Raw genomic sequence first — 25,051 nt, forward strand, 5'->3', positions numbered from 1 at the left:
CTGCGGTGATCCCCATCCGCCACCTCGTGCTCGCCGCGTCGCTGATCGCCACCACCGCCCTGACCGTCGGTCTCGGCGTCACCGACCCGGCCACGCCGCTCTACTATCCGACGCGGTTTCTGGTGTGGAATCTGTTTCTTGCCTGGATTCCGATGATCTTCGCGGTCGGATTCGCCGTCGTCCGGCGGCGCGTGTGGTTGATCCCGCTCGGTGTCGGGTGGCTGGCGTTCCTGCCCAACGCGCCCTACCTCGTCACCGACCTCGTGCATCTGCGCGAGGGCTATGACCTGTGGCGGCACATCCTGCAGTACGGCTTCGCGGCGTGGACCGGCATCATCCTCGGAGTGGTGTCGTTGCTGCTGGTGCACCGCCGCCTCGGTCGGGAGTTCGGCCCGATCTTCGGCTGGCTGGCGGTGGTGTGCTCGGTCGGGCTCTGCGCGATCGGCGTCGTGATCGGGCGGTTCCAGCGCTGGAACTCCTGGGATCTGCTGACCCGGCCCGGATACGTCGTCCGCTCGACCCTGGGATGGGTGGGTTCGCCGTTCTCCCACGTCGAATCGACCGGTGTCGCGGTGGCCGTCGCCCTGTTCTTCGGGCTGGCTTATCTGACGATCTGGGCCGTCGACGGCCTCGACGCAATGCGGCCGAGCAAGCGCTGAACCCACCCGACCGGTGTGACAAACTATCGACCATGAGCAACGGCACCCTGATCCTGATGCGGCACGGCGAGAGCGAGTGGAACGCGTCCAACCAGTTCACCGGCTGGGTCGACGTCGCGCTCACCGACAAGGGCGAGGCCGAGGCGAAGCACGCCGGCGAGCTCCTCGTCGACCATGATCTGCTGCCCGACGTCCTCTACACCTCACTGCTGCGCCGGGCGATTGCGACCGCGCAGATCGCGTTGGACACCGCCGATCGGCATTGGATTCCGGTGGTCCGCGACTGGCGTCTCAACGAGCGTCACTACGGTGCTCTGCAGGGCCTGAACAAAGCCGACACCCTCGAGAAGTACGGCAAGGAGCAGTTCATGCTCTGGCGCCGCAGCTACGACACCCCGCCGCCGCCGATCGACCCCGACGCCGCGTACAGCCAGACCCATGATCCGCGGTACGCCGACCTCGCCGAGGTGCCGCTGACCGAATGCCTCAAGGACGTCGTCGATCGGCTGATCCCGTATTTCACCGAGACCATCGCCGCCGACATCACCGCCGGCAAGACCGTTCTCATTGCGGCGCACGGTAATTCGCTGCGCGCGCTGGTCAAGTACCTCGACGGGATCTCCGACGCCGACATCGCCGGTCTCAACATCCCGACGGGCAATCCGCTGCGTTACGACCTCGATGAGAACCTCAAGCCACTCAATCCCGGGGGTACCTACCTGGACCCTGAGGCCGCCGCGGCGGGAGCCGCAGCGGTCGCGGCGCAGGGACAGAAATAGCCGCGTGTTGTGATCTGTAACACAATCGTCATGGCGACGCTTGTGTGACAGGCGCTACATTGGGTGCATGGCAGATCCGGGGCACCTGCGCATTGCTCATTCGGCTGCGCGCGAGCGATACGAAGCAATCCTGACCACCGACTCCGACGGTGACGAGATCACGGTGGGATATGTCGATTACGTCTCCGAGCCGTACCAGGTGGTGTTGACCCATACCGTCATCCCGGATGCGTACTCCGGTCGCGGATATGCCGGACAGCTCGTGCAAGCGGTTCTCGACGACATCCGCAAAGCCGGAAAGCAGGTCGTGCCGGTGTGTTCGTATGTGCGGCGCTTCATCGATCGTCACCCGGAATACGCCGATATGGCGGTACCGGTTCCGCAGTGAGAATGCGCCTATGCCACCCCGGCTCGGCGCTGGTGAGCCCTGGTGGTGCCCTGGCGATCCCGGTCGGGACCCGTTCGTAGGCCATTTCGGTGCCTCAGGTCACGTTTCGGTGGAACACCGCGTGAACGGAAGTCGAATTGTGCCGTCGGGAATGTTCGCGAAGTTTCCGGGACCGTAAGCTGCCAGTGTGACCGCTGCATTCATTGCCGGGGCCATCGTGGCAGCTGTGCTCGCGTTGTTGCTCGGGTACGAGTTCGGTCGTGGCGACGTACGAGGTCGGTGGTTTCGGAGACTCACCCGCGCTGCCGCGCCCGAGCCACCCGAATCCGTCCAGCCCGCATCCGTCCACTCCGACGCCGACGTGATCCCCAGCGGCGCACCCGTCGTCGCCGACCGTCCCCGCGAGGTCCCGGATTCGGCGGCCCTGCGCGAATCCGATCTCCCCGTGGTCACCCCGGACGGTCAGATGACCAAGGCCGGGCTGCTCAGCCTCATCGTCCGTAATTCCGAGGTCGCCGTCGCCGTCGTCGACGAGTTCCGCGACGTGGTGCTCTACAACCATCGGGCCGTCGAACTCGGGCTCGTCTCCGAGCATCTGCTCGCCGAACCGGTGTGGGAGCAATCGTTGACCGTGCTCGAGACGGGCGAGCAGGCGCGCTTCGACTTCGTCCCGCCGACCTCCACGCTGGGATTCCTCTCCACCGGGCGCGCCACCAAGCGCAACGCCGAATCGGTGCGCTGCCTGGCACGACTCGGCTATCACGGCGACGAGCGCTACGCGATGATCTACGGCACCGACGACACCGAGAACCTGCGGGTGGAGGCCACCCGCCGTGACTTCGTCGCCAACGTGTCCCACGAGCTCAAGACCCCGGTCGGCGCGATCGGTCTGCTGGCCGAGGCACTGATCGAGTCCGCCGACGACGCCGAATCCGTCGAGCACTTCGGGCACCGCGTCGTCGCCGAGGCCACCCGGATGGGCAACATGGTGTCCGAACTGATCGCGCTGTCGCGACTCGAGGGCGGTGAGAAGCCGCACTTCGCGGCCGTCGACGTCGACGAACTCATCGACTCCGCCATCGACGGGGCCGCGGTGAGCGCCGAGGCCGCCAACATCGTCCTGCGTGCCGACGAACCCATCCACACCTGGGTGCGCGGCGATCGGATGCTGCTGTTGACCGCGTTGAGCAACCTGATCGTCAACGCCATCGCCTACTCGCCGGAGAACACGACCGTCTCGGTGAGCCGACGGGTCACGAAGTCGGCGGGCGTGCCGATGGTGTCGATCGCGGTCACCGATCGCGGTATCGGCATCAACCCGTCCGATCAGCAGCGCGTCTTCGAACGTTTCTTCCGTGTCGACAAGGCGCGCTCACGCCTGACCGGCGGCACCGGTCTGGGCCTGGCGATCGTCAAACACGTTGCGGCCACCCACGACGGCACCATCAACCTGTGGAGTCAACCCGGTACCGGGTCGACGTTCACCCTCTCGATTCCCCAGGACCTCGACGCCGAGAATGCACATGCGTCCGGGGAATCCGAGAAGGAGTCCCACCGAGCCGACCCCCAGATCGCGTGACCTCCTCGGAGGAGGACGACGAGAGTCACGTGACCACGCAACTACGAGAACGTCTGAGAAATAAGGAGCTTCACGAGTGACGCATGTACTGATCGTCGAGGACGAGGAGTCGTTGGCCGATCCGCTGGCCTTCCTCCTGCGCAAGGAGGGGTTCGAGGCGAGCGTCGTCAACGATGGCGCGCAGGCCATCTCGGTGTTCGAGCGCATCAGCCCCGACATCGTCCTGCTCGACCTCATGCTCCCCGGGGTGTCGGGGACCGAGATCTGCAAATCACTGCGCGCCCGGTCGAGCGTGCCGGTGATCATGGTGACCGCCCGCGACAGCGAGATCGACAAGGTCGTCGGACTCGAACTGGGTGCCGACGACTATGTCACCAAACCGTATTCGGCGCGTGAGCTCATCGCACGCATCCGGGCGGTCCTGCGTCGTGGGGGAGACGTCGGCGACGACGACCTCGCCTTGGCGGTCCTCGAATCCGGACCGGTCCGGATGGACGTCGAACGCCACACCGTCGCGGTCAACGGTGAGTCGATCACGTTGCCGCTCAAGGAGTTCGATCTCCTCGAGTACCTACTCCGCAACTCCGGGCGAGTACTCACCCGCGGGCAGTTGATCGACCGCGTGTGGGGTGCGGACTACGTCGGGGACACCAAGACCCTCGACGTCCACGTCAAGCGGCTGCGCTCGAAGATCGAGCCCGATCCGGCATCGCCGAAACACCTTGTGACGGTGCGTGGATTGGGTTACAAGTTCGAGCCGTGATCAGCCCGCGGCGTCGGCGTCGGTGTCGAGCAGCTCGTACTTGATGTCGGTGTCGCGGCGGCTGGTCGCGGCCCGGGTCGCCGGGTGGATTGCGATGAGCCCGAGTCCGTTTCGGCGTCGGCACGCATCGGCGAGTGCCTCGTAGGCGGGACGGCCGATCAGCTCGACCAGTTCGGGCTCGTAGGACTGCCACACCTGGGTCGCCCCGACGTGCGCGTCGGGGGACCCCGAGCAGTACCACTTCAGGTCGTGACCGCCCTCGCCCCAGCCGCGGCGGTCGTACTCGGTGATGGTGGTCTTGAGGATCTGGGTGCCGTCGGGCCGTTCCACCCAGTCCTGCTCGCGACGCACCGGAAGTTGCCAGCACACATCGGGTTTCACGGTCAGCGGTTCGAGACCGCGCCGCAGCGCCATTGCGTGTAGCGCACAGCCGGGACCCCGCTCGAAGTCCGGACGGTTCAAGAAGATGCACGCGCCCTTGTGTTGGCGGGTCTTCAGGGCGGGCTCGTCGTCGAGTTCGTCCTCGACGAGATACCCGCGCGGGCCGAGCGGGTCCTTGCCCGACCCCTTCTTGTGGAACTGCCAGTCGTCGGCGGTCAGCATCGCCACACCCTTGGCCAGCCGTTTGCGGTCGTCCTTGTCCGACAGGTACGCGCCGTGTGTGCAGCATCCGTCGGTCTCGCGGCCGTCGACGATTCCCTGGCAGGCGGGCGTGCCGAATACGCACGTCCAGTGCGAACACAGCCAGGTGAGGTCGGCGTTGATGACGTGTTCGGGATCGGCCGGATCGGCGAATTCGTACCATTCCCGGGGGAAGTCGAGATCGACCTCGGGAGTGGGCGTCATCCGCGGGGCTGCGCTGGGCTTGGGCACACGCCAACGGTAACCGCCACCGCCCGATCGCCGCACCACAGCGACCCGCCGCAGACAACCGAACCCGCGACGCACTACCGTGTATCCGTGCGTTTAGGAGTCCTCGACGTGGGCAGCAACACAGTTCATCTGCTGGTGGTCGATGCCCACCGCGGAGGACATCCGACCCCGATGAGTTCGACGAAGGCGGTATTGCGCCTCGCCGAGCACATCGACGCCGACGGGCGTCTCACCGACGGTGCCGCCGAACGGCTCGTCGACTCGATCGAGGAGTTCACCCTCATCGCCAAGAGTTCCGGCTGCGAGCAGATGATGGCGTTCGCGACCTCCGCGGTCCGCGACGCCACCAACTCCGACGGCGTCCTCGCGCGGGTCGCGGCCAAGACCGGCGTCCAGGTGGAGGTGCTGACCGGTCGCGACGAGGCCCGGCTGACGTCGTTGGCCGTGCGCCGCTGGTACGGCTGGAGCGCCGGACGCATCCTGGCGCTCGACATCGGCGGGGGCTCGCTGGAGATGTCGAACGGCGTCGACGAGGAACCCGACGTCGCGCTGTCGCTGCCACTGGGTGCCGGCCGCGTCACCCGCGACTGGCTACCCGACGATCCGCCGGACCGGCGCCGTGTCGGGGTCCTGCGTGATTGGCTCGACGCCGAGATGCGGCCGGCCGCGAAGGAACTCCTCGGACCGGGTAAGCCGGATATCGCGGTCGGCACGTCGAAGACCTTCCGCAGCCTGGCCCGCCTGACCGGAGCCGCCCCGTCGGGGGCAGGTCCCCGCGTCAAGCGGACCCTCACCGCCGGTGGACTGCGGCAGCTCATCGCCTTCATCTCGCGCATGACCCGAGACGACCGGGCCGAACTCGAGGGCGTCAGCGCCGATCGGGCCGGACAGCTCGTCGCCGGGGCACTTGTGGCCGAGGCGGCAATGCGCGGACTCGGGGTCGATACACTGGAAATCTGCCCGTGGGCGTTGCGGGAGGGGGTCATCCTTCGTCGCCTCGATGCGGAGCCGGCCGACACCTCGGATCCGGCTGCATCAGGCATCGGTGCACGCGACGTCCACTGACACGCGAACGACGCGAGTCGCCGTACCGCCACTCCCGGCGGCGCGGCGAGATTGGTGAGGACGGAGAGCGCACTTCGATGGCGAACACACCCGGCGGTAACGAGCCCGGCGGCCGCAACCCCGGTGGCAGCGACCCCGACGGGGCGACCGACTCCCGGCCCATCTCGGTGTCGGAGCTGCTCGCCCGCACGCAGGCCGCAGATGCGGCGGACGCCACAACCGGCTCGCGCCGGGACCGGGGACGTCGGCGCGCGGGGCGTGCCGGTGCCGTCTCGGTGTCCGAGCTGACCGGTGAGATCCCCCGGGTCGAGGGGCCTGCCGCGTCTGACACCCCCGGTACGACTCCCGACACCACCAGCACCCCAGCTCCGACCACTGCTACCCCGAGCAACCCGGCCCCGAGCATCCCGGCCGCGAGTGCGCCAGCACCGAGCGCCCCCACGCCGGACGGCCCGGAGACAGCACCCTGGTCACCGTCACCGACCTCGGGCGCGTTCCCCCGTTCGCAGAGTCCGCTCGCCGCACGCGGCCCGGCGACCGGTCCGGTCACCGAGCCCGGCCCACGGGTCAGTCGTGGCGCGAGTTCGGGAGCGGCGAGCGGCATGCCGAGCTTCGCTCCGCCCCCGACCCGGGACTTCACCTCGGGTGACGTATCGCGTCGATTGCGGGACCAGCCGGCCGATCCCGCCCCGGCCGCCGCCGGTTCGGCCGCCGGCGGCCCCGATCCGACCAGCCACGATCCGGCCACCGCGAACGCGGTCACCGGCATCATCCCGCTCGTCGACGATGCCGACGCCGGCACCGGCGACGACACCGAGGACACAGCGCCCCGCAGCGGGCGGTTCGAGGAGGTCTTCGACGAGGACTTCGAGGCCTATCGCTCGTTCGCCGACGTCGAGCACACCGACGAGGAACCGAAGAAGAAGCGCCGCTGGTTCGGCCGCGGCAAGAAACAGGGCGCCGAGGCAACGAGCGCGGCCGCTGCAGGTGCGGCCGCCGCGACGAGCTCTGCGACCTCGCAGGTCGCCGACACCGACGAGCCCACCGACACCGGGAGCCGCGCGGGTATCACCCACCAGCCCGATGACGTCGCCGCCGATGCCGTCACCGGCATCATCCCGATCGTCGACGACAGCGAGCTCGGCGACGACGTGCACGTTCTCGACGCCGATGACGTCGAGGGCGCCGACCTGGGCGCACCCAGCGGGTCATTCGGCGCCGAGCACGGTCCGTTCGATCAGGCCGATCACGAGCCCGCCCCGACCGTGGCCGCGAACGTCCTCGACCCGGCCGACGAGCCCGAACCGCACCGCGACGAGTCGTACCGCGACGAGTCGTACCGCGATGAGGCGGGCCACGACGACTCCGCCGCCGACACCGCAGGAACGGTGACCGCAGCCGCCGGACTCGGTGGGCTGGTCGCCGCGAGCCGCCGGGCCGGCCGCGACACCGACTCCACCGACGAGCCCGCCGAGACCGTGGCCGCAAACGTCCTCGACGACCATGCCGACGCCGACCATGCCGCGGCCCACCCCACCGACGCCGACCCCGCCGAGCGTGGGCCCGTCGCCGACGAGACCGCCGACCCGGAGACCCGCGATCGCGCCTCGAAGGCGCGCAAGGCACGAAAAGCCAAGCCCGCCAAGGACGATGGACGCGAGTCGTGGGCCGAACGCAAGCCGGTGCTGGCGTGGCTCGCGGTGATCGCCGAGGTCGTCGCCGGGTTGGCGATCGGCGTGGGTCTGTTCTGGGGCTTCACCGAGCTGTGGAAGTGGAACCCGTATTTCGCTCTGGTGCTCGCGGTGTTGGTGATCTTCGGCATCGTCACGTTCACCCATCTGGTGCGCCGGACGTCGGATCTGATCACCACCTTGCTCGCGCTCGCCGTCGGGCTGATCGTCACGATCGGCCCGCTGGTGCTGTTGTCGACGTGAGCGAGTCGCGCGAAGCCCTCGGTCCCTCGCAGGTGGCCGGGGAGATCCCGATCGGACTCTCCACGGCGTCGGTCTACCCGCAGAACACCGAGGCGGCTTTCGCCTACGCCGCCGACCTGGGCTTCGACGGTGTCGAGCTGATGGTGTGGGGTGACCCGGTCAGCCAGGACATCCGGCACGTCGAGCACCTTTCCGAGCGCTATCAGGTGCCGGTCCTGTCGATCCACGCTCCGTGCCTGCTCATCACCCAGCGGGTGTGGGGACGCGATCCGCTCGGCAAACTCGCCCGCGCCGCGCATGCCGCCGAGGCGCTCGGTGCCGCCACCGTCGTCGTGCATCCGCCGTTCCGCTGGCAGCGCGCCTATGTCGAGGGTTTCGACGATCTGGTGGGGGAGCTGTCGGAGTCGGACGTCTCGGTCGCGGTCGAGAACATGTTCCCGATGCGCGCCGACCGCGTGTTCGGGTCGGGTGAACGCTCCGCGCGCCGCCTCGTCCGCCGCGGCGGGACGCCGGGCCCCGCGGCGTCGGCGTTCGGCAAGTCCATCGACCCCACCGACGACGGCTACGACCACTACACCCTCGACCTCTCGCACACCGCGACCGCGGGTACCGACGCCGTGGCCCTGTACGAGCGGATGGGTGCCAACCTCACGCACCTGCACCTCGCCGACGGCTCCGGGGCCGCCACCGACGAGCATCTGATCCCCGGCGACGGAACCCAACCGTGCGCGCAGGTGTGTCACCGGATCGCCCGCAGTGATTTCTCCGGCGCGGTGATCCTCGAGGTCACCACCTCCTCTGCGCGGACCAAACCCGAACGGCAGGCGATGCTCGCGCGTTCGCTAGATTTTGCCCGGCAGCACCTCAAGCGTGAGACGAGCCGGACCCGGTGACTGCCGGAAAGGTGACATGAGCCCGAAGCTGACCGAATTGCTCGACCTCACCGCGATGGGCGGTCCGGTCGCGGCGCCGACGGCACCGGCGGACCAACCGTCGATCACCTACACCACCTCGATCGATCCGGCGTTCACCATCGGCCCCAAGGTGCACGGCGGGACCATGCAGATGATCATCGCGCGGGCGGCCTCACGCGCCTTCGACGATCTCGCACCGAGTAGCCCGGACACCTCGCTGCACGCGGCCGACCTCGTGCCGGTCGCCATCGCCAGCGACTATCTCGCCGCGCCGGACCCGGCGCCGGTGCAGGTCACCGCAACCGTCCGCAAACGCGGACGCACCGTGACCCTGCTGCACGTCGATCTCGCCCAGAACGGCCGGACCATGGTGTCGTCGTCGGTGACGCTGGCCCGCCCGGACACCGGCGCCTCGCGACACTCGTCTCCGCACGTGCTCGACGACCTCGCCCCGACCCCGGCCGCCGACGCCCTCCACATCCGGGACTCGCCGATGGCCGACATCATCCATCTCGGGGCGGCGCTCGACACCGCTCTCGACACGCACAGTTTCCCGGCGGCCCGCGGGCAGACCGGCGATCCGGTGGTGCGCGGCTGGTGCCGTCCCAAGGGCGCCGAACCCGACGCGGACTTCGCGGTGCTGGTGTGCGACATCTCGCCGCCGGTCGTGATGAACCTCGCGGTGTTCGGCTGGGCGCCGACCGTGCAGCTGACCACCTACATCCGTCGCGAGCCGGCCCCGGGCTGGCTGCGATTCGCCGCGACGAGCCTGGAGGTGGGCCCCGGGATGTTCGAGGAGGACCACCTCGTGGTGGACTCGACGGGTGCGGTCGTGGCGCAGTCGCGCCAGCTCGCCCTGATCCCGGCCGGGTGAATGCCGAGGAGTTCTGACCAGACCCGACTGCACCAGACCCGACCCCAGCAGACCTGTGAACGAGAAAGGCACACCCCACCAGTGACCGAGCGCATCGCGATCGTCGGCGGCGGCAAGATCGGCGAGGCCCTGCTCGCCGGGCTGATCGCGGCCGGAAAACAAGCAAAGAACCTCGTCGTCGTCGAACGTGTCCCCGAGCGGGCCACCGAGATCGCCGACGAGTACGGGGTCCTCGTCACCGATGACGTCACCACCGCCGTCAGTTCGGCGCAGTTCGTCTTCCTGGCGGTCAAGCCGGACGATGTCGAGGGTGTGCTGCGCAAACTCGCCGCCGCCGACGACGACGCGGAGTCCGAACGCGTGACGGTGACCCTCGCCGCGGGCATTCCGCTCGCGCGATACGAGAAGATGTTGCAGGCGGGGTCGCCGGTCGTGCGGGTCATGCCCAACACCCCGATGCTGGTCAACGAGGCCATGTCGGCGGTCGCGGCCGGACGCCACGTCGACGACGAGCAACTGCGGGCGGTCGTCGGGCTCCTCGAGTCGGTGGGCCGCGTCGCGGTGGTGCCCGAGAAGCAGATGGATGCGGTCACCGCGATCTCCGGGTCCGGGCCCGCCTATGTCTTCCTGATGGCCGAGGCGATGATCGATTCCGCGGTCTCGTTGGGCCTGACTCGCGCACAGGCCACGACCCTGGTCGTGCAGACCATCCGTGGTGCCGGCGTACTGCTCAGCGACTCCGGGCTCTCCCCGGTGGATCTCCGCGCGGCGGTCACCTCGCCGGGCGGAACCACCGCCGCGGCGGTGCGGACACTGGAGATGCAGGGGTTGCGCGGGGCGTTCTACGAGGCGACCGAAGCGGCCGCCGAGGCCAGCGCGCGCGCTGGACGTCGAGCTGACGTTGAGGGTTCATAGTCCTGACACGCCGACCCGTCGGCCCCACGATTAGTGGTTGTTCCTCGAAAAACCCCAGTATGTTGTGGTTGAGTACGGCAAAACGGTAATTTCCTGGCCACTCACGTCGCTTTTTTCACATCAGCCACGCTAAGCTCCTTTAAGCACGTGCGTGTCTGGTGTCCGCCGGAGGGGAAGCCGGCGGCCGCGACGCGTGCTCCGGAGGTATGAGAATTTCATGGCACCTGCAGAGACTCCAGGAGACAGGTCGGCGTCGGTCGGCAACGCGGCTTCCGGGTCGCAGTTCCTGACCGTCGCCGAGGTCGCATCACTGATGCGGGTCTCGAAGATGACCGTCTACCGCCTGGTACACAACGGTGAGCTGCCTGCCGTACGCGTGGGCCGGTCGTTCCGTGTGCACGCCAAGGCTGTGCACGACTACCTGGAGACGTCCTACTTCGACGCCGGCTAGACCCTCGGGCGTGCGGCCCGCTCCACGCCGCGATGGTCGGACTCCGGTGATTTCGGTTTGACGGGGTCCGGCCGGTAAGGTGGGACTTCGGCTACGCCGCACCGGCTCGCCCGTCCGCGTCGGATATCCGTCGAGATTCACCACGACGGCGGTCACGACGCACGGCGACCGTCCCGCAGCACTTGCGGGCTCGATGAACATTGCACGTGAAGTGAGGAAGCACCCCATGGGTTCAGTGATCAAGAAGCGCCGCAAGCGCATGTCGAAGAAGAAGCACCGCAAGTTGCTGCGTCGTACCCGGGTGCAGCGTCGCAAACTCGGTAAGTGAGCTGATCGCCGGGCCCTCTCGAGGGCTTCGGCGCCGCAGCATCCGGTGTGGCCCGGCCACGCACCACAAGAACCCGCCTCGCGCGGGTTCTTGTCGTTCCGCGACCGGGGCAGCGCGACACCGTGCCCGGCAAACCGCTCGCCCGGTGCACTGCTCGCCCGGTGGACTGCTGGTCTCTCGGGTTAGCCTGAAGCCATGACCGACGCGACCGATCCGACGCCGCGGACCGTACTGGTCACCGGTGCCTCGACCTTCCTCGGTGGCTACCTGGTGGCCCGGCTCGCCGCCAACCCCGAGATCCGCCGGGTGATCGCCGTCGATTCGCGCGTGCCGCGCAAGGACCTGATGCGACGGATGGGTCGCGCGGAGTTCCTACGCCTCGACATCCGCAGGCCGGCGATCGCCAAGGCCATCGCCAACTACGACGTCGACACCGTCGTCCATGCCGCGACGTCGATCATGGACACCGCGCCGCACTCCGCCGCGATCAAGGAGTTCAACGTCGTCGGCGCCATGCAGGTGTGCGCGGCCTGTCAGCGCAGTCCGTCGGTGAAGCGTGTGATCCTGCGGTCCACGGCGATGGTCTACGGTGCGAGCGCGAGCGATCCGTCGCACTTATCCGAGGAGATCCCCGCCAAGCGTGAACCCACCCGCAGCTATGGCCGCGATCTGCTCGACGTCGAGGGCTACTTCCGCGGCCTCGGGCGCAGGCGCCAGGACATCGAGGTCACCATCATGCGGCTGCAGGCGATGCTGGGGCCGCGCATCAACACCCGGATCAGTTCGTATCTCTCGTTGCCGGTGGTGCCGACGGTGTTCGGGTTCCAGCCACGGCTGCAGTTCCTGCACGAGGAGGATGCGCTCGCGGCGATGGAACACGCGACTTTGGCGAGCCGGCCGGGCACGTTCAACGTCGCCGGCGACGGCGTGGTCACCCTGACGCAGGCGGTGCGGCGCACCGGGCATCTCGAACTGCCCGTGCCCGGGCGTCTGCTCGCACCGATCACCGGGGTGTTGCAGGATCTCCGGTCGGCCAAACTCCGTAGCTCGCAAACCGAGTTCCTCACCTACGGGCGGGTGCTCGACACCACCCGGATGCGATCGGAACTGGGATTCGCGCCGCGCTACACGACCCTGGAGACCCTCGATGACTACATCGCGCGCAGCGGGGTCACCCCGGTCATCAGCGCCGACCGGTGGCGCGGACTCGAACGCAGCGTCGTGCGGACCGCCCTGCAGTTGCGGTGACCGTCGGGTCGGCTACGCGCCGGAGGTGATGGATGTGACGGGAAAGTCCGGTGTGACAAGCGATGTCACGATTCTCGGCGAGTGTCCGCGTAGGACATGCAACCCCTTCGCAACCCGCGTACCATGGGTGGTCAGCAGTTCGTCGGGCGTCGAACGCACCGCCCGTGGCAGGGCTATCGTTGTCGGGTAGACCGTGAAGACAATTTCCGTTGGGCATGTCGAAATCTAGGTTGTGGGGTGAGAGCGTGGCGGGTGGTTCGGTACCTGATACGCGCACCGCGAAGGTCATTCAGCTCTATGCGAGTTCGGCACCCTCGTCCGAGCGGCAGCCCGGTCTCGACGCCGGCAAGGGACGCCATCCCAGTCAGCAGCCGGGCCCGGTCCGTCCGGCCGAGCCGGCACGTCGTGACATTCCGGGTCATCCCAACACCGACGGTTTCGGTCGGGAGCCCGCGTCGGTGACACCCATCAGCGACGAGATCGCCGTGGACGACAGTCTCGGCGTCGAGCACGGGCGCGTGCGGCCCTCGCCGCTGTTCAGTCTCGGCGGCATCCGCAACGCCGTCGCCGATTCCCTCACCGCCACAGCGGGTTTCATCCGCGAACGGATGACCGGGGATTACGAGGTCGACGATTTCGGTTTCGATCCGCACTTCACCGAGTCGGTGTGGTTCCCCGCGATCCGGCAGGTCTACGAGAAGTGGTTCCGGGTCGAGGTCACCGGGGTGGAGAATCTGCCCGTCGACGGCGGGGCGCTGCTCGTGGCCAACCACGCCGGGTCGATCCCGATCGACGCGATCATGACCTCGCTGGCCGTTCGCGACAATCATCCGACCGGCCGGTATCTGCGAATCCTGGCCGCCGACATGGCATTCGATTCGCCGGGCGTCAGTGAGGTGGCACGCCGGATCGGTGCCACCCTGGCGTGCACCGCCGACGCCGACCGCCTGCTGCGCCAGGGCGAGCTCACCGCGGTGTGGCCGGAGGGATACAAGGGCATCGGCAAGCTCTACAAGGATCGCTACAAGTTGCAGCGGTTCGGCCGTGGGGGTTTCGTCACCACGGCGCTGCGCAATGCCGCGCCGATCGTCCCGGTGTCGATCGTCGGCTCCGAGGAGATCTACCCGATGATCAGCGACCTCAAGCCGCTCGCACGGGTGCTCGGGTTGCCCTATGTGCCGATCACACCGACGTTTCCGTGGCTCGGCCCGCTGGGCTTGATCCCGCTGCCGTCCAAGTGGCACATCCATTTCGGTCGGCCCATCGAGACCGACAGCTACGACGCCTCCTCCGCCGACGACCCGATGGTGGTCTTCGACCTCACCGACCACGTTCGCGAAGAGATCCAGCAGACGCTGTTCCGTATGCTCTCGCGGCGCGGCAGCGTCTACTTCGGCTGACGCGGTCCCTCGAAGCCCGCATCCGGGCGTATGCGGGCCGGTATAGATTGGGCGCATGTCCTTCGATGCGGAACTGGGTCCGCTCAACTACGTCGTCGTCACCTTCGAATCGCTTCCGCTTCCGGCCGCCGGATTCACCTCGCTCGCCGGTCTCGCCGACGCCGGGCGCATCCGAATCCTCGACGTGGAGTTCGTCCGGCGCGCCGCCGACGGTGCGGTTGCGGTGATCGATGCCGCCGAGGCCGGAATGCCCGACTTCACCGGTGCCACAACCGGACTCATCGATGCCGACGATGTCGCGACCGCGGCACAGACCCTGCGACCCGGGGGCGTGGCCGTGGTCGTCGTCTACGAGGACCTGTCCATCGTCGAGCCGGTGCGCCGCTGGGAGGCCGACGGCGGGATCGTCGTCGCCGAGGGGCCCATCGTCGTCGACGAACTCCTCGATGCCCTCGACGCCACCGATACCCCCGATACCCTCGACGCCACCGACTCACTCGAAGCCACCGAAGGGAAATGACATGAGTCTGCTCAGGACCGCCGGCCGGGCGGCCGTCGCCAGTTCGGTACACGGGCGCGTCCAGCGCCGCCAGCAGCAGCGTTGGGCTGCCCAGGGTGCCGCAGCACCGGCCGCACCCGCGCCCGCGCCCCCGGCACCCGCACCGGCCGCGGCACCAGCGCCCCCGGCACCAGCGCCCCCGGCACCGGCCGGCGATGCGCGGTCGGAACTCATGGTGTCGCTGACCGCACTGCGCAACGCCGGGGTCGTCACCGACGCCGAGTTCGCCGCGATCTCCGGAAGGATCTTCGCCTGATGCGCGCCGTCGTCTGTCACCAGGGGCAATTGAGTGTGCAGGACGTGAGTGCACCCGAGCCGGGTCGGGGAGAGGTGTTGCTGCGGGTCCGCCGGGCGGGCATCTGCGGGTCGGATCTGCACGCCCGGTTGCACGGTGACGAGACCGCCGACGTGGCCGCCGCCGTCGGCTATGACGCGTTCATGCGGTCCGAACAATCGGTGATCATGGGCCACGAGTTCGTCGGCGAGGTCGTCGCCTACGGCCCCAAGTGCCGCAAGAAATGGGAGCCGGGCACCGCCGTGGTCTCGCTGCCGATGGTGCGCCACGGCTCGGATCCGCACCTGACGGGTCTGTCCGAACACGCCCCCGGCGCGTACGCCGACTTTGTCATCGTGTCCGAGGACATGACGATGGAGGTCCCCGACAACGTCTCTCTCGATGAGGCGGCCCTGACCGAACCGATGGCCGTCGCCTATCACGCGGTGCGCCGCGGTGAGGTTGGCCGTCGTGACGTCGCCGTCGTGATCGGTTGCGGCCCCATCGGATTGGCTGTGATCCTGATGCTCAAGGCCACCGGGGTGCGGACCGTCATCGCCAGCGATCTCTCGGCGGGCCGGCGCGATCTCGCGCGACAGGTCGGTGCCGACGTCGTCATCGACCCGACCGTGGACTCGCCGTGGGACGCCGTCGTCGAGAAGGGCCGGTACATGTCGCGGGCCTCGGATCTGTTCGGTGCCGCCTTCGACGGGATGCGCACGCTGCGCCGAATCCCGGTGGTGCCGTGGGCCTCGGTGTTTCATCTCGCCGACAAACTCGGGGCCACCCCGAAGGGGCCGGTCGTCTTCGAATGTGTCGGTGTGCCCGGCATGATCGAGCACGTGATGACCGGCGCGCCGCTGCGCTCGCGGATCGTGGTCGTCGGGGTCTGTATGGAATCCGACGCCTTCCGCCCGGCGATGGGCATCAACAAGGAACTCGAGCTGCGGTTCGTCTTCGGTTACGACCCGGCCGAGTTCCACGACACGTTGCAGATGATCGCCGGCGGTGACGTCGACGTCACCCCGCTCGTCACCGCCACCATCGGATTAGACGGTGTCGCAGCGGCTTTCGATGCCCTCGGCTCGGCCGAACATCACGCGAAGGTCCTCATCGACCCGGCCAGCGAGGTCGTCGCACTCTGACCGCTGCACTCTGACCGCAAGGGGGGTCGGGGCCGTGGGTGGTCGGGGGTCGAGTGGCCCCGGAGGGTTCAGCGCCGCCGCCACAGCCGGGTGACCGCGGCCACCCCGCCGCTCGCCGCCCCGAGGGCCAACGCCGTTCCGGCGCCGTACTTCGCGGCCTTGCGGGCGGTGCGGAAGTCGTACATCTCCCAGCCGCGAACCTTGGCGACGTCACGCAGATCGGCGTCGGGATTGATGGCGACCGCGGTGCCCACCAGCGAGAGCATCGGGACATCGTTGTGTGAGTCGGAGTAGGCGGTGCACCGCTTGAGGTTCAGGCCCTCGCGAATGGCCAACGCGCGCACCGCATGCGCCTTGCCGGGGCCGTGCAGGATGTCGCCGACGAGGCGTCCGGTGAACACCCCGTTGTGGCTCTCGGCGACGGTGCCGAGCGCGCCGGTCAGTCCGAGTCGGGTGGCGATGGTCTGGGCGAGTTCGACGGGTGTGGCCGTCACCAGCCACACCTGCTGACCGGCGTCGAGGTGGCGTTGCGCCAAAGCCTTTGTGCCCGGCCAGATCTTGTCGGCGATGTACTCGTCGTAGATCTCCTCGCCGAGTTCGACGAGCTCGGAGGTGGGGCGTCCGGCGATGAAGCTCAACGCCTTCTCGCGCCCCTCGGCGACGTCGTTGGCGTTCTCCTTGCCGGTGATCCGGAACTTCGCCTGGGTCCACGCGAAATCGACGATGTCACTGTAGGAGAAGTACTTTCGGGCCGCCAGGCCGCGCGCGAAATGCACGATCGAGGCGCCCTGCACCAGCGTGTTGTCCACGTCGAAGAATGCGGCGGCGGTGAGATCGCGCGGTGCCTCCGGGCTGTCGTCGGCCGGTGGGCGTGCGCGCAGTGAGTCGACGGCGGCCTTCGCGCTGGCCTCACCGGCGAGTGACTGCCGCAACTCCTGTGCGGTCTGCCGGAAGCGGCCACCGGCGGCACTGGCGCGTTCGGTGAGCCACGCGGTGACCCGATGGCTTTCGTCGTCGGCGTCGTGGTCGTCGGGATCGTCGCCGTGATCATCGTCCTCGGCGTGTACACCACCGTCGACGAGGTCGGCGTGGGCCTCCCAATCGTCGCCGGACGGCTCCGCGGGACTCGTGTCGGCACCGGGCAGCCCGGTGGGGTTCGTGTCCCGGTTGGAATTCGTGTCCCCGGTGGAATTCGTGTCCCCGGTTGAATTCGTGTCACCGTCAGCGGTCACACCCACAGTTCACACCTCCGCGACGGCCCGTACGGGCGGTTGGGGCTCGACGGGTACAGCCTAGCGGGGGGCCGCGGCGCCACGACGGCAGACTGGTGGTCATCGACCCGCGGGGTCGATGATGAGAGGCATGTCGTCCCTGCCGGGGGCCGGTGCCGGAAGGAGCCCATCATGACGATCACCCTGCTCAGCCGCGACGGGTGTGCGGCGTGTGCGCGCGCCGCCGACGATCTGGCGCGGATCTGCACGGAGGAGGGGGCCGATCTCGAGATCGTCGACGTCGATGCCGCCGCGGCGGACGGCGATGTCGAGTTGCGTGCCGAGTTCGGCGATCGGCTGCCGGTGATCCTGCTCGACGGGGAGGAACACGGGTATTGGGAGGTCGACGAGCCCCGGCTGCGTGCCGATCTCGCCCGACGCTGATCGCGGCGCGGGCGGGGAGATCGGCGGGGTCGTGCCCGGCCGCGACGTGACCCGGGTATACGCTGATCGGCATCGACGCGGGCGACGACGGCCGCCCGCCCGGGTGTGTGGGAGTGGGTGTGCGGCAGTGAGCGTCAGTTCGGAGTCCGGCGACATCCCCGACCCCACCGTCGCCCGTCTCGCGAGTTATCTCTACGTTCTGCGGTCCTTTTCCCGGCGCGGCGTTCTCGTCGCCTCCAGTGGCCAGCTGGCCACCGCTGCGGGTGTGAATCCGGCGATCCTCCGTAAGGATCTGTCCTATGTCGGGGCCAACGGGGTGCGTGGCGTCGGATACGACGTCGGCAAGCTCACCGCCCGCATCTCCATCGCGCTGCACACCGACACCATCGCCACGGTCGTCCTGGCCGGCGCCGGCCGTCTCGGCCGCGCGCTGCTCGCCCACACCGGTGTCGGACGCGGCTTCGTCGTCGCCGCGTTGTTCGACGACGATCCCGACACCATCGGTCGGCGCCTGACCGCCGACACGCCGGTGGTGGCCGCGCTCGACGACATCGAGACCGTGTGCGCCGATCCGTCGCTCGGATCGGTCGACATCGGCGTGGTCGCCACCGCCGATGAGCATGCACAACGCGTCGCCGACGCGTTTTCCGCGGTCGGCGTGCGACAGCTTCTCAACGTGACGCCGGTCGGTCTCGTCGTCGACTCCGATGTCGTCGTCCGTCAGGTTGATCTAGCCTTGGAGTTGCAGGTATTGGCCTTCACGGCGTCGCGCGGCCCCCTCGGCGCGCGCAACGCCGATCAGTTGCGCGCAGTGGCGGACCGGTAGGGGATATGAAAACGGTGACGGCGTGAGTGTCTTGTTGTTCGGTGTTTCGCATCGGAGCGCACCCGTGGAGGTGCTCGAGCGGATCGCGGTCTCCGACCACGACCGGCCCAAACTCGTCGACGAACTGCTCGGTTCGCTGGCCATCTCCGAGGCGATGCTCGTCTCCACCTGCAACCGCGTCGAGATCTACGCCGTCGTCGACGCCTTCCACCCCGCGCTCGAGGCCGTCGGCAAGGTGATCGGCGACCACTCGGGCATGAGCGTCAACGACCTCACCCGCCACGCCTACGTCCGCTACTCCGAGGCCGCCGTCGAGCACCTGTTCACCGTCGCGGCCGGTCTCGACTCGCTCGTCGTCGGCGAACAGCAGATCCTCGGCCAGATCCGTAACGCCTACCTCGATGCCGACGCCAACCGCAGCACCGGCCGCGTCCTGCACGAACTGGCCCAGCAGGCGCTGCGGGTGGGCAAGCGCGTGCACACCGAGACCGGTATCGACCGGGCCGGTGCGTCGGTGGTGTCGGTGGCCCTGCACCGTGCCCAGTCGTTGCTCAACAGCCCCATGACCTCGGCGGTCGTCGTCGGCGCCGGGGCGATGGGCGGACTCGCGACCGCGCAACTCGCCCGTGAGGGCGTCACCCACCTGACCGTGGTGAACCGCACCGTGGCCAATGCCGAGCACCTGGCCGGCAATGTCACCGCCAACCACGGCATCGATGTGGACGGCGTCGGGTTCGACGACCTGCCCGCGGTGATGGCCGAGGCCGACGTCGTCGTAGCGTGCACCGGTTCGGTCGGTTCGGTGATCGGGGTCGGTGACGTGCATTCGGCCCTCGCCGCGCGCGGAGCCGACGCCGACAACCCGCTGGTCATCTGCGATCTGGGACTGCCGCGCAACGTCGATCCGGCCGCCGCGCGTCTGCCCGGCGTGCACGTCGTCGACATCGCCGGACTCCGCGGGCACGCCGAGGCCAAGGCCGCCGAGGACGACACCCTCGCCGCCCGCTCGATCGTCGCCGGCGAACTCGCCGACTACCTCACCGCGCAGCGCCAGGCCGAGGTCACCCCGACCGTCGCGGCGCTGCGGCAGCGGGCCGCCGATGTGGTGGAGGCCGAGATCCTGCGCCTGGAGACCAAACTGCCCGGGCTCGACGATCCGCAGCGCGACGAGGTCGCCAAGGCGGTGCGCCGGGTCGTCGACAAGTTGCTGCACGCGCCGACGGTGCGGGTCAAGCAGCTCGCCTCGACGCCCGGTGGCGATCATTACGCCGAGGCGCTGCGGGAGCTGTTCGAGCTCAAGCCGGGCTCGGCCGAGGCCGTCAGTGCCCCCGAGACCGGGCTGGGCCAAACCGGGAACCTGGGCCAGACCGGGGACTCGGGCCAGACCGGGAATCCGAGCCAAGCTGGGGATGCACGTCACACCGGTCTCGATTCCACCCCCAACCAGGGAGAACGTTGAGCGATTCGCAGAACCGGGCCGTCATTCGCGTCGGCACCCGGGGGTCGTTGCTGGCCCGCACCCAGACCCAGACGATCATCGACGCCCTCATCGCGGCCGGGCATCCGGCCGAATCGGTGATCATCAAGACCGCGGGTGACGCGTCGGCGGCCCCGGTCGCCGAGATCGGTGTCGGCGTGTTCACCACCGCGTTGCGCAACGCCCTGCACGACGGGCGTATCGACGTCGCCGTGCACTCCTACAAAGATCTGCCCACGGCACCCGATCCGGGGCTGGTCATCGCGGCCGTCCCGCCCCGCGAGGATCCGCGAGATGCCCTGGTCAGCAAGGGGGGGCAGGTACTCGGGGAGCTGCCGCCGGGATCGACGATCGGTACCTCGGCCCCGCGGCGGGCGGCACAGCTTAAAGCATTGGGTCTCGGTTTGGAAATCCGCCCCCTACGAGGCAACCTTGATTCTCGGTTGGGCAAAGTCGCCAGCGGCGAACTCGATGCGGTCGTCGTCGCGCGTGCCGGACTCGTTCGAATCGGAAGGGCCGATGAGGTCACCGAGGCGTTCGACCCGGTGGTCCTGTTGCCGGCACCGGCGCAGGGGGCGCTGGCCGTCGAGTGTCGCTCCGACGATGCCCAACTGGTGAGAACTCTCGCCGAGTTGGACGACGAGTCCACCCGTGCGTCGGTCGACGCCGAACGCGCGGTGCTCGCGGCGCTGGAAGCCGGGTGCACCGCTCCGGTCGGGGCGATCGCCGAGGTGGTCGAGTCGCTCGATGACGACGGGCGCATCTTCGTCGAACTGTCGCTACGGGCGGCGGTGGCGGCCGAGGACGGATCCGATGTGATCCGCGCTTCGGTGGTGGGTCCGGTGGATCGTGCCGACCAACTGGGCAGGGATCTCGCGGCCGAACTGCTGGAACTGGGAGCGGGCGAGCTCGTCTACTCTCCCTAGTTCCGGTGAGGAACACACAGCTCTCAGCGGATGAGGGCAGGAGAGTGCGAACGCATGAGCCGTACGACCAAGAAGGCCAATCCGGGGCGGATCTTTTTCGTGGGATCGGGCCCCGGGGACCCGGACCTGCTGACCGTCCGGGCACGGAGCGTCATCACCTCTGCGACCACTGCCTACGTCGACCCCGACGTACCGGCCGCGGTGGTCGCCATGATCGGTGCCGCGCACCGCGAGGAGCCCGCCGACGACCGGCGGAAACCGGCCAAACAGACCGCTGACAAAGCCGGCGCGGAAAAGTCGGGCTCGGAAAAGTCGGGCTCGGAAAAGTCGGGCACCGAGAAAGCGGGCGCCGACAAGCCCGGTTCCGACGCGGTCGCCGACGGTGTCACCGACATCGCCGCGACCGATTCCAAGCCCGCCGACTCCGAGTCGGCCGCCGACCATCACGGCGAGGCCGACCACGCCGATACCGATGCCGACCAGGTGGTACGCCCGGCGCTCGGCGATCCCGGTGAGGTCGCCAAGACCCTCGTCGCGGCCGCCAAGGCCGGCGACGACGTGGTGCGCGTGGTCTCCGGGGATCCGCTGACCACCGACTCGGTACTCACCGAGGTCCATGCCGTTGCGCGTACGTCGGTCACCTTCGAGGTGTTGCCGGGCCTGCCCGCCGCGTCGGTGGTGCCCAGCTATGCCGGCATGCCGCTCGGATCCAGCCACACCGTCGCCGACGTCCGCGCCGAGGGCGTCGACTGGGCGGCGCTGGCCGCTTCGCCGGGGCCGTTGGTGCTGCACGCGACGTCGGGGCACCTGGCCGAGACCGCCAGCGCGCTCACCGAGCACGGGCTGGCCCCGCAGACACCGGTCGCGATCACCATCAACGGCACCACCTGCGCGCAGCGGACCATCGAGGCGACGCTGGCCACGCTCAACGAGCAGGGCAATGCGCTGAGCGGTCCGTTGATCCTCACCGTCGGCAAGGTCGTCAGCCAGCGCGGCAAGCTCTCCTGGTGGGAGTCGCGCGCGCTCTACGGCTGGACGGTGCTGGTGCCACGCACCAAGGACCAGGCCGCCGACATGAGCGAACGCCTCGTCGGACACGGCGCGATCCCCAAGGAAGTACCGACCATCGCGGTCGAGCCGCCGCGCAGCCCGGCCCAGATGGAAAGGGCTGTCAAGGGTTTGGTGGATGGACGCTACCAGTGGGTGGTGTTCACCTCCACCAACGCGGTGCGCGCGGTCTGGGAGAAGTTCGCCGAGTTCGGACTCGACGCGCGAGCATTCTCCGGGGTCAAGATCGCCTGCGTCGGAGAGGCCACGGCCGAGCGGGTGCGGGCCTTCGGGATCAACCCCGAACTCGTGCCGTCGGGGGAGCAGTCCTCGCTGGGTCTGCTCGAGGACTTCCCGCCGTATGACGACGTGTTCGATCCGGTGGACCGAATCCTGTTGCCGCGGGCCGACATCGCCACCGAGACCCTCTCGGAGGGGCTGCGTGAGCGTGGCTGGGAGATCGACGACGTCACCGCCTACCGCACCGTGCGTGCGGCCCCGCCGCCCGCCGAGACCCGCGAGATGATCAAGACCGGTGGTTTCGACGCGGTCTGCTTCACCTCGAGCTCGACGGTCCGCAATCTCGTCGGTATCGCCGGAAAGCCGCACGCGCGCACCATTGTTGCGTGCATCGGCCCCAAGACCGCGGAAACGGCAACGGAATTCGGGCTTCGCGTCGACGTGCAGCCGGAGAATGCGTCCATCCCGGAACTCGTGGATGCCCTCGCCGAGCATGCCGCCCGACTGCGGGCCGAGGGGGCGTTGCCCCCGCCGCGCAAGAAGTCGCGGCGGTCGCGGTCCTAGGAGGGTGACGATGGCCCCGGTGATCCGTCCGCGCCGACTGCGCACCAGTGCGGCCATGCGTCGTCTCGTCGCCGAGACCACGCTGGCCCCAAGCGATCTCGTGCTGCCGATGTTCATCGCCGACGGCATCGACGCCCCGCGCGAGATCACGTCCATGCCGGGCGTGGTCCAACACACTCTGGACTCGTTGCGCAAGGCGGCCGACGAGGCCGTGCGCGCCGGCGTCGGCGGGCTGATGCTCTTCGGGGTGCCCGCGGCCGAAGACAAGGACGCCGTCGGCTCGGGCGCCGACGACCCCGACGGTGTGCTCAACCGCGCACTGTCGGTGCTGAGGTCGGACCTCGGTGATCGCACCGTGCTGATGGCCGACACGTGTCTCGACGAGTTCACCGATCACGGCCACTGTGGTGTGCTCGACGAGGCGGGTCGCGTCGACAACGACGCCACGCTCGACCGGTATGTGTCGATGTCGTTGGCGCAGGCGCGATCCGGTGCTCATCTGCTCGGGCCGAGCGGGATGATGGACGGTCAGGTCGCAGCCATCCGTGAGGCGCTCGACGCGCAGGGCTTCACCGACACCGGCATTCTCGCCTACGCCGCCAAGTACGCGTCGGCGTTCTACGGGCCGTTCCGTGAGGCGGTCGGGTCGTCACTGCAAGGTGATCGGCGAACCTATCAGCAGGACGGTGCCAACCGGATCGAGGCGTTGCGCGAGGTGCGACTCGACCTCGACGAGGGCGCCGACATCGTGATGGTGAAGCCGGCGATGAGCTACCTCGACATCGTCCGCGACATCGCCGAGATGTCCGACGTTCCCGTTGCCGCCTACCAGATCTCGGGCGAGTACTCGATGATCACCGCCGCCGCCGAACGCGGCTGGATCGACCGCGATGCCGCGATTCTGGAGTCCCTCACCTCGATTCGACGCGCGGGCGCCAAGATCATCCTGACCTATTGGGCCGCGGAGGTCGCCGCGCGATTGGGTTGAGCGCGCTCTCGCCCCCGCCGACAGCGCCCTCCTCGACGCCGACAGCGCCCGTCTCAACGCTGACAGCGCTCTCCTCATCGCCGACCGCGCCCTCCCTCTCGCCGACAGCGCCCGCGTTCCTGTCGACCGCGCTGAAGTTTTTCCACAGATCGGCCATGCGATGGACCTATTTGCCCCTGCGGTGCGTCGAACCCCCATGCGACGAAGACTCACGACACCGGGCACCTCGGACAAACGAATAGAGAAGGCGCTGACACGCTCCGGGCTGACAGCCGACGAACTCGACGTCGGCCTGCGGCGACTGCACGGTGACGCACTGGTTCCGCGCGACACATTTCTCACAGCGACGCAGCGGATCGCTGCAGTCGTCGCCAACACCGGCGGTCAGCCGATCGTCAGTGTGACGGCCGCCACGATTCTGCATGGAAGTCGTTGGTATGACGCAGATTTCGCCATCGAACTGATCCGTCATCCCACAGGATGCAACCGTGGGACCGGCCTCACGCAGATCACCCGGACCGACCTCACCGACGACGACATCGTCGACGTCGACGGGGTGCTCGTGACCTCGCCGGTGCGAACCGCATTCGACATCGGGCGCGTTGCTCCCGACTGGCGCGCGTTGGGATATCTCTGTGCCCTGGCCCGTGCAACCGACTTCTCTGTTGCCGAGCTGGGTCGATACGTCGACGACCGGCCCGGACGACGTGGTGTCTGTCAGCTTCGGGAAATGTTGCCGTACATCAATCCGGCATTCGAGTCCCCGCCCGAGGCCTGGCTCTTTCTGATCGCCGTCCGCGGGCAGCTACCCACTCCGGACATCCAGATCGAGGTGTCCGACGCCGATGGGATTGTCTACGCGCGAATCGACCTGGGTTATGAGGAACTCAAGATCGGTATCGAGTACGACGGCGAGGAGTTCCATTCGACGCCGGACCAGGTGGCGTACGGAGAACGGCGCCGCAGGATGCTGGAGGCGGCCGGATGGATCATGATCTACATCGACAAGGTTCGGCTCCGAGACCCGATGGGGATCATCAGGGAGATCGCCGCCGCCCTCCATGCTCGGGGAGCCTACTGACGTGGTCGGAGCGCGTCGGGCGCTGTCGGCGTCAGCGGGAGCGCCGTCGGCGGGAGGGAGGGCGCTGTCGACGAGGAGGAGAGCGCTGTCGACGGAAAG

Annotated in this window: 26 protein-coding genes; 24 read left to right on the forward strand and 2 right to left on the reverse strand. The window is 68.5% G+C overall.

Going from position 1 to position 25,051, the window contains the following annotated elements:
* Positions 1–5: 5 nt before the first annotated feature.
* The 5 genes from J6U32_RS07600 (at position 6) to J6U32_RS07620 (ending at position 4,168) form a co-directional block, all read left to right on the forward strand.
* A complete protein-coding gene (locus tag J6U32_RS07600; protein ID WP_208794404.1) occupies positions 6–659 on the forward strand; it encodes a DUF1361 domain-containing protein in 654 nt (217 codons plus the stop codon).
* Between the two features lie 32 nt (positions 660–691).
* Positions 692–1,438: a phosphoglyceromutase gene (locus J6U32_RS07605; protein WP_208794406.1), complete on the forward strand. Its 747-nt coding sequence runs from the start codon at positions 692–694 to the stop codon at positions 1,436–1,438.
* A gap of 67 nt (positions 1,439–1,505) precedes the next feature.
* A complete protein-coding gene (locus J6U32_RS07610) occupies positions 1,506–1,826 on the forward strand; it encodes a GNAT family N-acetyltransferase (protein ID WP_208794408.1) in 321 nt (106 codons plus the stop codon).
* Positions 1,827–2,013: 187 nt separating this feature from the next.
* Positions 2,014–3,405, forward strand: a complete 1,392-nt coding sequence (locus J6U32_RS07615) for a sensor histidine kinase (RefSeq protein ID WP_244332679.1) — start codon at positions 2,014–2,016, stop codon at positions 3,403–3,405.
* Between the two features lie 76 nt (positions 3,406–3,481).
* The gene (locus J6U32_RS07620) at positions 3,482–4,168 is read left to right on the forward strand and encodes a response regulator transcription factor (RefSeq protein ID WP_006372735.1); all 687 of its coding nucleotides are present in this window, start codon (positions 3,482–3,484) and stop codon (positions 4,166–4,168) included.
* Here J6U32_RS07620 and J6U32_RS07625 read toward each other — a convergent pair whose 3' ends face one another.
* Positions 4,169–5,014: a hypothetical protein gene (locus J6U32_RS07625; protein ID WP_208795998.1), complete on the reverse strand. Its 846-nt coding sequence runs from the start codon at positions 5,012–5,014 to the stop codon at positions 4,169–4,171. It lies immediately after the preceding gene.
* Positions 5,015–5,128: 114 nt separating this feature from the next.
* Between J6U32_RS07625 and J6U32_RS07630 the strand changes: the two genes are divergently transcribed.
* The 12 genes from J6U32_RS07630 to J6U32_RS07685 all read left to right on the forward strand — a co-directional run bounded on the left by J6U32_RS07630 (position 5,129) and on the right by J6U32_RS07685 (position 16,148).
* Positions 5,129–6,106 carry a Ppx/GppA phosphatase family protein gene (locus tag J6U32_RS07630; RefSeq protein WP_208794410.1) on the forward strand — a complete coding sequence of 326 codons (978 nt, stop codon included), beginning with the start codon at positions 5,129–5,131 and terminating at the stop codon, positions 6,104–6,106.
* Between the two features lie 77 nt (positions 6,107–6,183).
* On the forward strand, positions 6,184–8,040 hold the full coding sequence (locus J6U32_RS07635) for a DoxX family protein (RefSeq protein ID WP_208794412.1): 1,857 nt from the start codon (positions 6,184–6,186) through the stop codon (positions 8,038–8,040).
* Positions 8,037–8,933, forward strand: a complete 897-nt coding sequence (locus J6U32_RS07640; RefSeq protein ID WP_208794414.1) for a sugar phosphate isomerase/epimerase family protein — start codon at positions 8,037–8,039, stop codon at positions 8,931–8,933. The genes J6U32_RS07635 and J6U32_RS07640 overlap by 4 nt, the downstream gene beginning before the upstream one ends.
* Positions 8,934–8,949: 16 nt before the next feature.
* A complete protein-coding gene (locus tag J6U32_RS07645; RefSeq protein ID WP_208794416.1) occupies positions 8,950–9,828 on the forward strand; it encodes a thioesterase family protein in 879 nt (292 codons plus the stop codon).
* Positions 9,829–9,909: 81 nt separating this feature from the next.
* Positions 9,910–10,743: a pyrroline-5-carboxylate reductase gene (gene proC, locus J6U32_RS07650; protein ID WP_208794418.1), complete on the forward strand. Its 834-nt coding sequence runs from the start codon at positions 9,910–9,912 to the stop codon at positions 10,741–10,743.
* 217 nt (positions 10,744–10,960) lie between these two features.
* Complete coding sequence (locus J6U32_RS07655) at positions 10,961–11,194, forward strand: helix-turn-helix domain-containing protein (RefSeq protein ID WP_006372728.1); 234 nt, start codon at positions 10,961–10,963, stop codon at positions 11,192–11,194.
* A 226-nt stretch (positions 11,195–11,420) separates the two neighbouring features.
* Positions 11,421–11,522 (forward strand): 30S ribosomal protein bS22, encoded by a 102-nt coding sequence (locus J6U32_RS07660; protein WP_003402602.1) that lies wholly within the window; start codon positions 11,421–11,423, stop codon positions 11,520–11,522.
* Positions 11,523–11,717: 195 nt separating this feature from the next.
* Positions 11,718–12,770, forward strand: a complete 1,053-nt coding sequence (locus J6U32_RS07665; RefSeq protein WP_208794419.1) for an NAD-dependent epimerase/dehydratase family protein — start codon at positions 11,718–11,720, stop codon at positions 12,768–12,770.
* A 215-nt stretch (positions 12,771–12,985) separates the two neighbouring features.
* Positions 12,986–14,170, forward strand: coding sequence for a lysophospholipid acyltransferase family protein (locus J6U32_RS07670; RefSeq protein ID WP_208794421.1), 1,185 nt, complete (start codon positions 12,986–12,988; stop codon positions 14,168–14,170).
* Positions 14,171–14,225: 55 nt separating this feature from the next.
* Positions 14,226–14,690: a DUF6325 family protein gene (locus tag J6U32_RS07675; protein WP_208794422.1), complete on the forward strand. Its 465-nt coding sequence runs from the start codon at positions 14,226–14,228 to the stop codon at positions 14,688–14,690.
* Position 14,691: 1 nt separating this feature from the next.
* Positions 14,692–14,985, forward strand: coding sequence for a hypothetical protein (locus J6U32_RS07680; RefSeq protein ID WP_208794424.1), 294 nt, complete (start codon positions 14,692–14,694; stop codon positions 14,983–14,985).
* Positions 14,985–16,148, forward strand: a complete 1,164-nt coding sequence (locus J6U32_RS07685; protein WP_208794426.1) for a zinc-binding dehydrogenase — start codon at positions 14,985–14,987, stop codon at positions 16,146–16,148. The genes J6U32_RS07680 and J6U32_RS07685 overlap by 1 nt, the downstream gene beginning before the upstream one ends.
* Positions 16,149–16,216: 68 nt before the next feature.
* Here J6U32_RS07685 and J6U32_RS07690 read toward each other — a convergent pair whose 3' ends face one another.
* Positions 16,217–17,386: an HAD family hydrolase gene (locus J6U32_RS07690; protein WP_208794428.1), complete on the reverse strand. Its 1,170-nt coding sequence runs from the start codon at positions 17,384–17,386 to the stop codon at positions 16,217–16,219.
* A gap of 165 nt (positions 17,387–17,551) precedes the next feature.
* Between J6U32_RS07690 and J6U32_RS07695 the strand changes: the two genes are divergently transcribed.
* The 7 genes from J6U32_RS07695 to J6U32_RS07725 all read left to right on the forward strand — a co-directional run bounded on the left by J6U32_RS07695 (position 17,552) and on the right by J6U32_RS07725 (position 24,952).
* Positions 17,552–17,803, forward strand: a complete 252-nt coding sequence (locus J6U32_RS07695) for a glutaredoxin family protein (protein WP_208794430.1) — start codon at positions 17,552–17,554, stop codon at positions 17,801–17,803.
* Between the two features lie 127 nt (positions 17,804–17,930).
* A complete protein-coding gene (locus tag J6U32_RS07700) occupies positions 17,931–18,629 on the forward strand; it encodes a redox-sensing transcriptional repressor Rex (protein ID WP_208794432.1) in 699 nt (232 codons plus the stop codon).
* Between the two features lie 22 nt (positions 18,630–18,651).
* Positions 18,652–20,088 carry a glutamyl-tRNA reductase gene (locus J6U32_RS07705; protein ID WP_208794434.1) on the forward strand — a complete coding sequence of 479 codons (1,437 nt, stop codon included), beginning with the start codon at positions 18,652–18,654 and terminating at the stop codon, positions 20,086–20,088.
* Positions 20,085–21,032 carry a hydroxymethylbilane synthase gene (gene hemC, locus J6U32_RS07710; RefSeq protein WP_208794436.1) on the forward strand — a complete coding sequence of 316 codons (948 nt, stop codon included), beginning with the start codon at positions 20,085–20,087 and terminating at the stop codon, positions 21,030–21,032. Before J6U32_RS07705 ends, hemC begins: the two co-directional genes overlap by 4 nt.
* 54 nt (positions 21,033–21,086) lie before the next feature.
* On the forward strand, positions 21,087–22,883 hold the full coding sequence (locus J6U32_RS07715) for a uroporphyrinogen-III synthase (RefSeq protein ID WP_208794438.1): 1,797 nt from the start codon (positions 21,087–21,089) through the stop codon (positions 22,881–22,883).
* A 10-nt stretch (positions 22,884–22,893) separates the two neighbouring features.
* Positions 22,894–23,871, forward strand: coding sequence for a porphobilinogen synthase (gene hemB / locus J6U32_RS07720; protein WP_208794440.1), 978 nt, complete (start codon positions 22,894–22,896; stop codon positions 23,869–23,871).
* Between the two features lie 196 nt (positions 23,872–24,067).
* Entirely contained in the window at positions 24,068–24,952 is an 885-nt protein-coding gene (locus tag J6U32_RS07725; protein WP_208794442.1) for a hypothetical protein, read from the forward strand.
* Positions 24,953–25,051 lie beyond the last annotated feature (99 nt).

Source organism: Gordonia polyisoprenivorans, assembly GCF_017654315.1.
Lineage (GTDB): Bacteria > Actinomycetota > Actinomycetes > Mycobacteriales > Mycobacteriaceae > Gordonia > Gordonia polyisoprenivorans_A.

Bases quoted from the DNA above. Each gene is read 5' to 3' on its own strand.
- J6U32_RS07645 (WP_208794416.1), top strand. From the start codon at position 8,950: ATGAGCCCGAAGCTGACCGAATTGCTCGACCTCACCGCGATGGGCGGT.
- J6U32_RS07605 (WP_208794406.1), top strand. From the start codon at position 692: ATGAGCAACGGCACCCTGATCCTGATGCGGCACGGCGAGAGCGAGTGG.
- J6U32_RS07680 (WP_208794424.1), top strand. From the start codon at position 14,692: ATGAGTCTGCTCAGGACCGCCGGCCGGGCGGCCGTCGCCAGTTCGGTA.
- J6U32_RS07670 (WP_208794421.1), top strand. From the start codon at position 12,986: ATGTCGAAATCTAGGTTGTGGGGTGAGAGCGTGGCGGGTGGTTCGGTA.
- J6U32_RS07675 (WP_208794422.1), top strand. From the start codon at position 14,226: ATGTCCTTCGATGCGGAACTGGGTCCGCTCAACTACGTCGTCGTCACC.
- J6U32_RS07655 (WP_006372728.1), top strand. From the start codon at position 10,961: ATGGCACCTGCAGAGACTCCAGGAGACAGGTCGGCGTCGGTCGGCAAC.
- J6U32_RS07610 (WP_208794408.1), top strand. From the start codon at position 1,506: ATGGCAGATCCGGGGCACCTGCGCATTGCTCATTCGGCTGCGCGCGAG.
- J6U32_RS07725 (WP_208794442.1), top strand. From the start codon at position 24,068: ATGCGACGAAGACTCACGACACCGGGCACCTCGGACAAACGAATAGAG.
- J6U32_RS07695 (WP_208794430.1), top strand. From the start codon at position 17,552: ATGACGATCACCCTGCTCAGCCGCGACGGGTGTGCGGCGTGTGCGCGC.
- J6U32_RS07635 (WP_208794412.1), top strand. From the start codon at position 6,184: ATGGCGAACACACCCGGCGGTAACGAGCCCGGCGGCCGCAACCCCGGT.
- J6U32_RS07660 (WP_003402602.1), top strand. From the start codon at position 11,421: ATGGGTTCAGTGATCAAGAAGCGCCGCAAGCGCATGTCGAAGAAGAAG.
- J6U32_RS07715 (WP_208794438.1), top strand. From the start codon at position 21,087: ATGAGCCGTACGACCAAGAAGGCCAATCCGGGGCGGATCTTTTTCGTG.
- J6U32_RS07625 (WP_208795998.1), bottom strand. From the start codon at position 5,014: ATGACGCCCACTCCCGAGGTCGATCTCGACTTCCCCCGGGAATGGTAC.
- J6U32_RS07665 (WP_208794419.1), top strand. From the start codon at position 11,718: ATGACCGACGCGACCGATCCGACGCCGCGGACCGTACTGGTCACCGGT.
- J6U32_RS07685 (WP_208794426.1), top strand. From the start codon at position 14,985: ATGCGCGCCGTCGTCTGTCACCAGGGGCAATTGAGTGTGCAGGACGTG.
- hemB (WP_208794440.1), top strand. From the start codon at position 22,894: ATGGCCCCGGTGATCCGTCCGCGCCGACTGCGCACCAGTGCGGCCATG.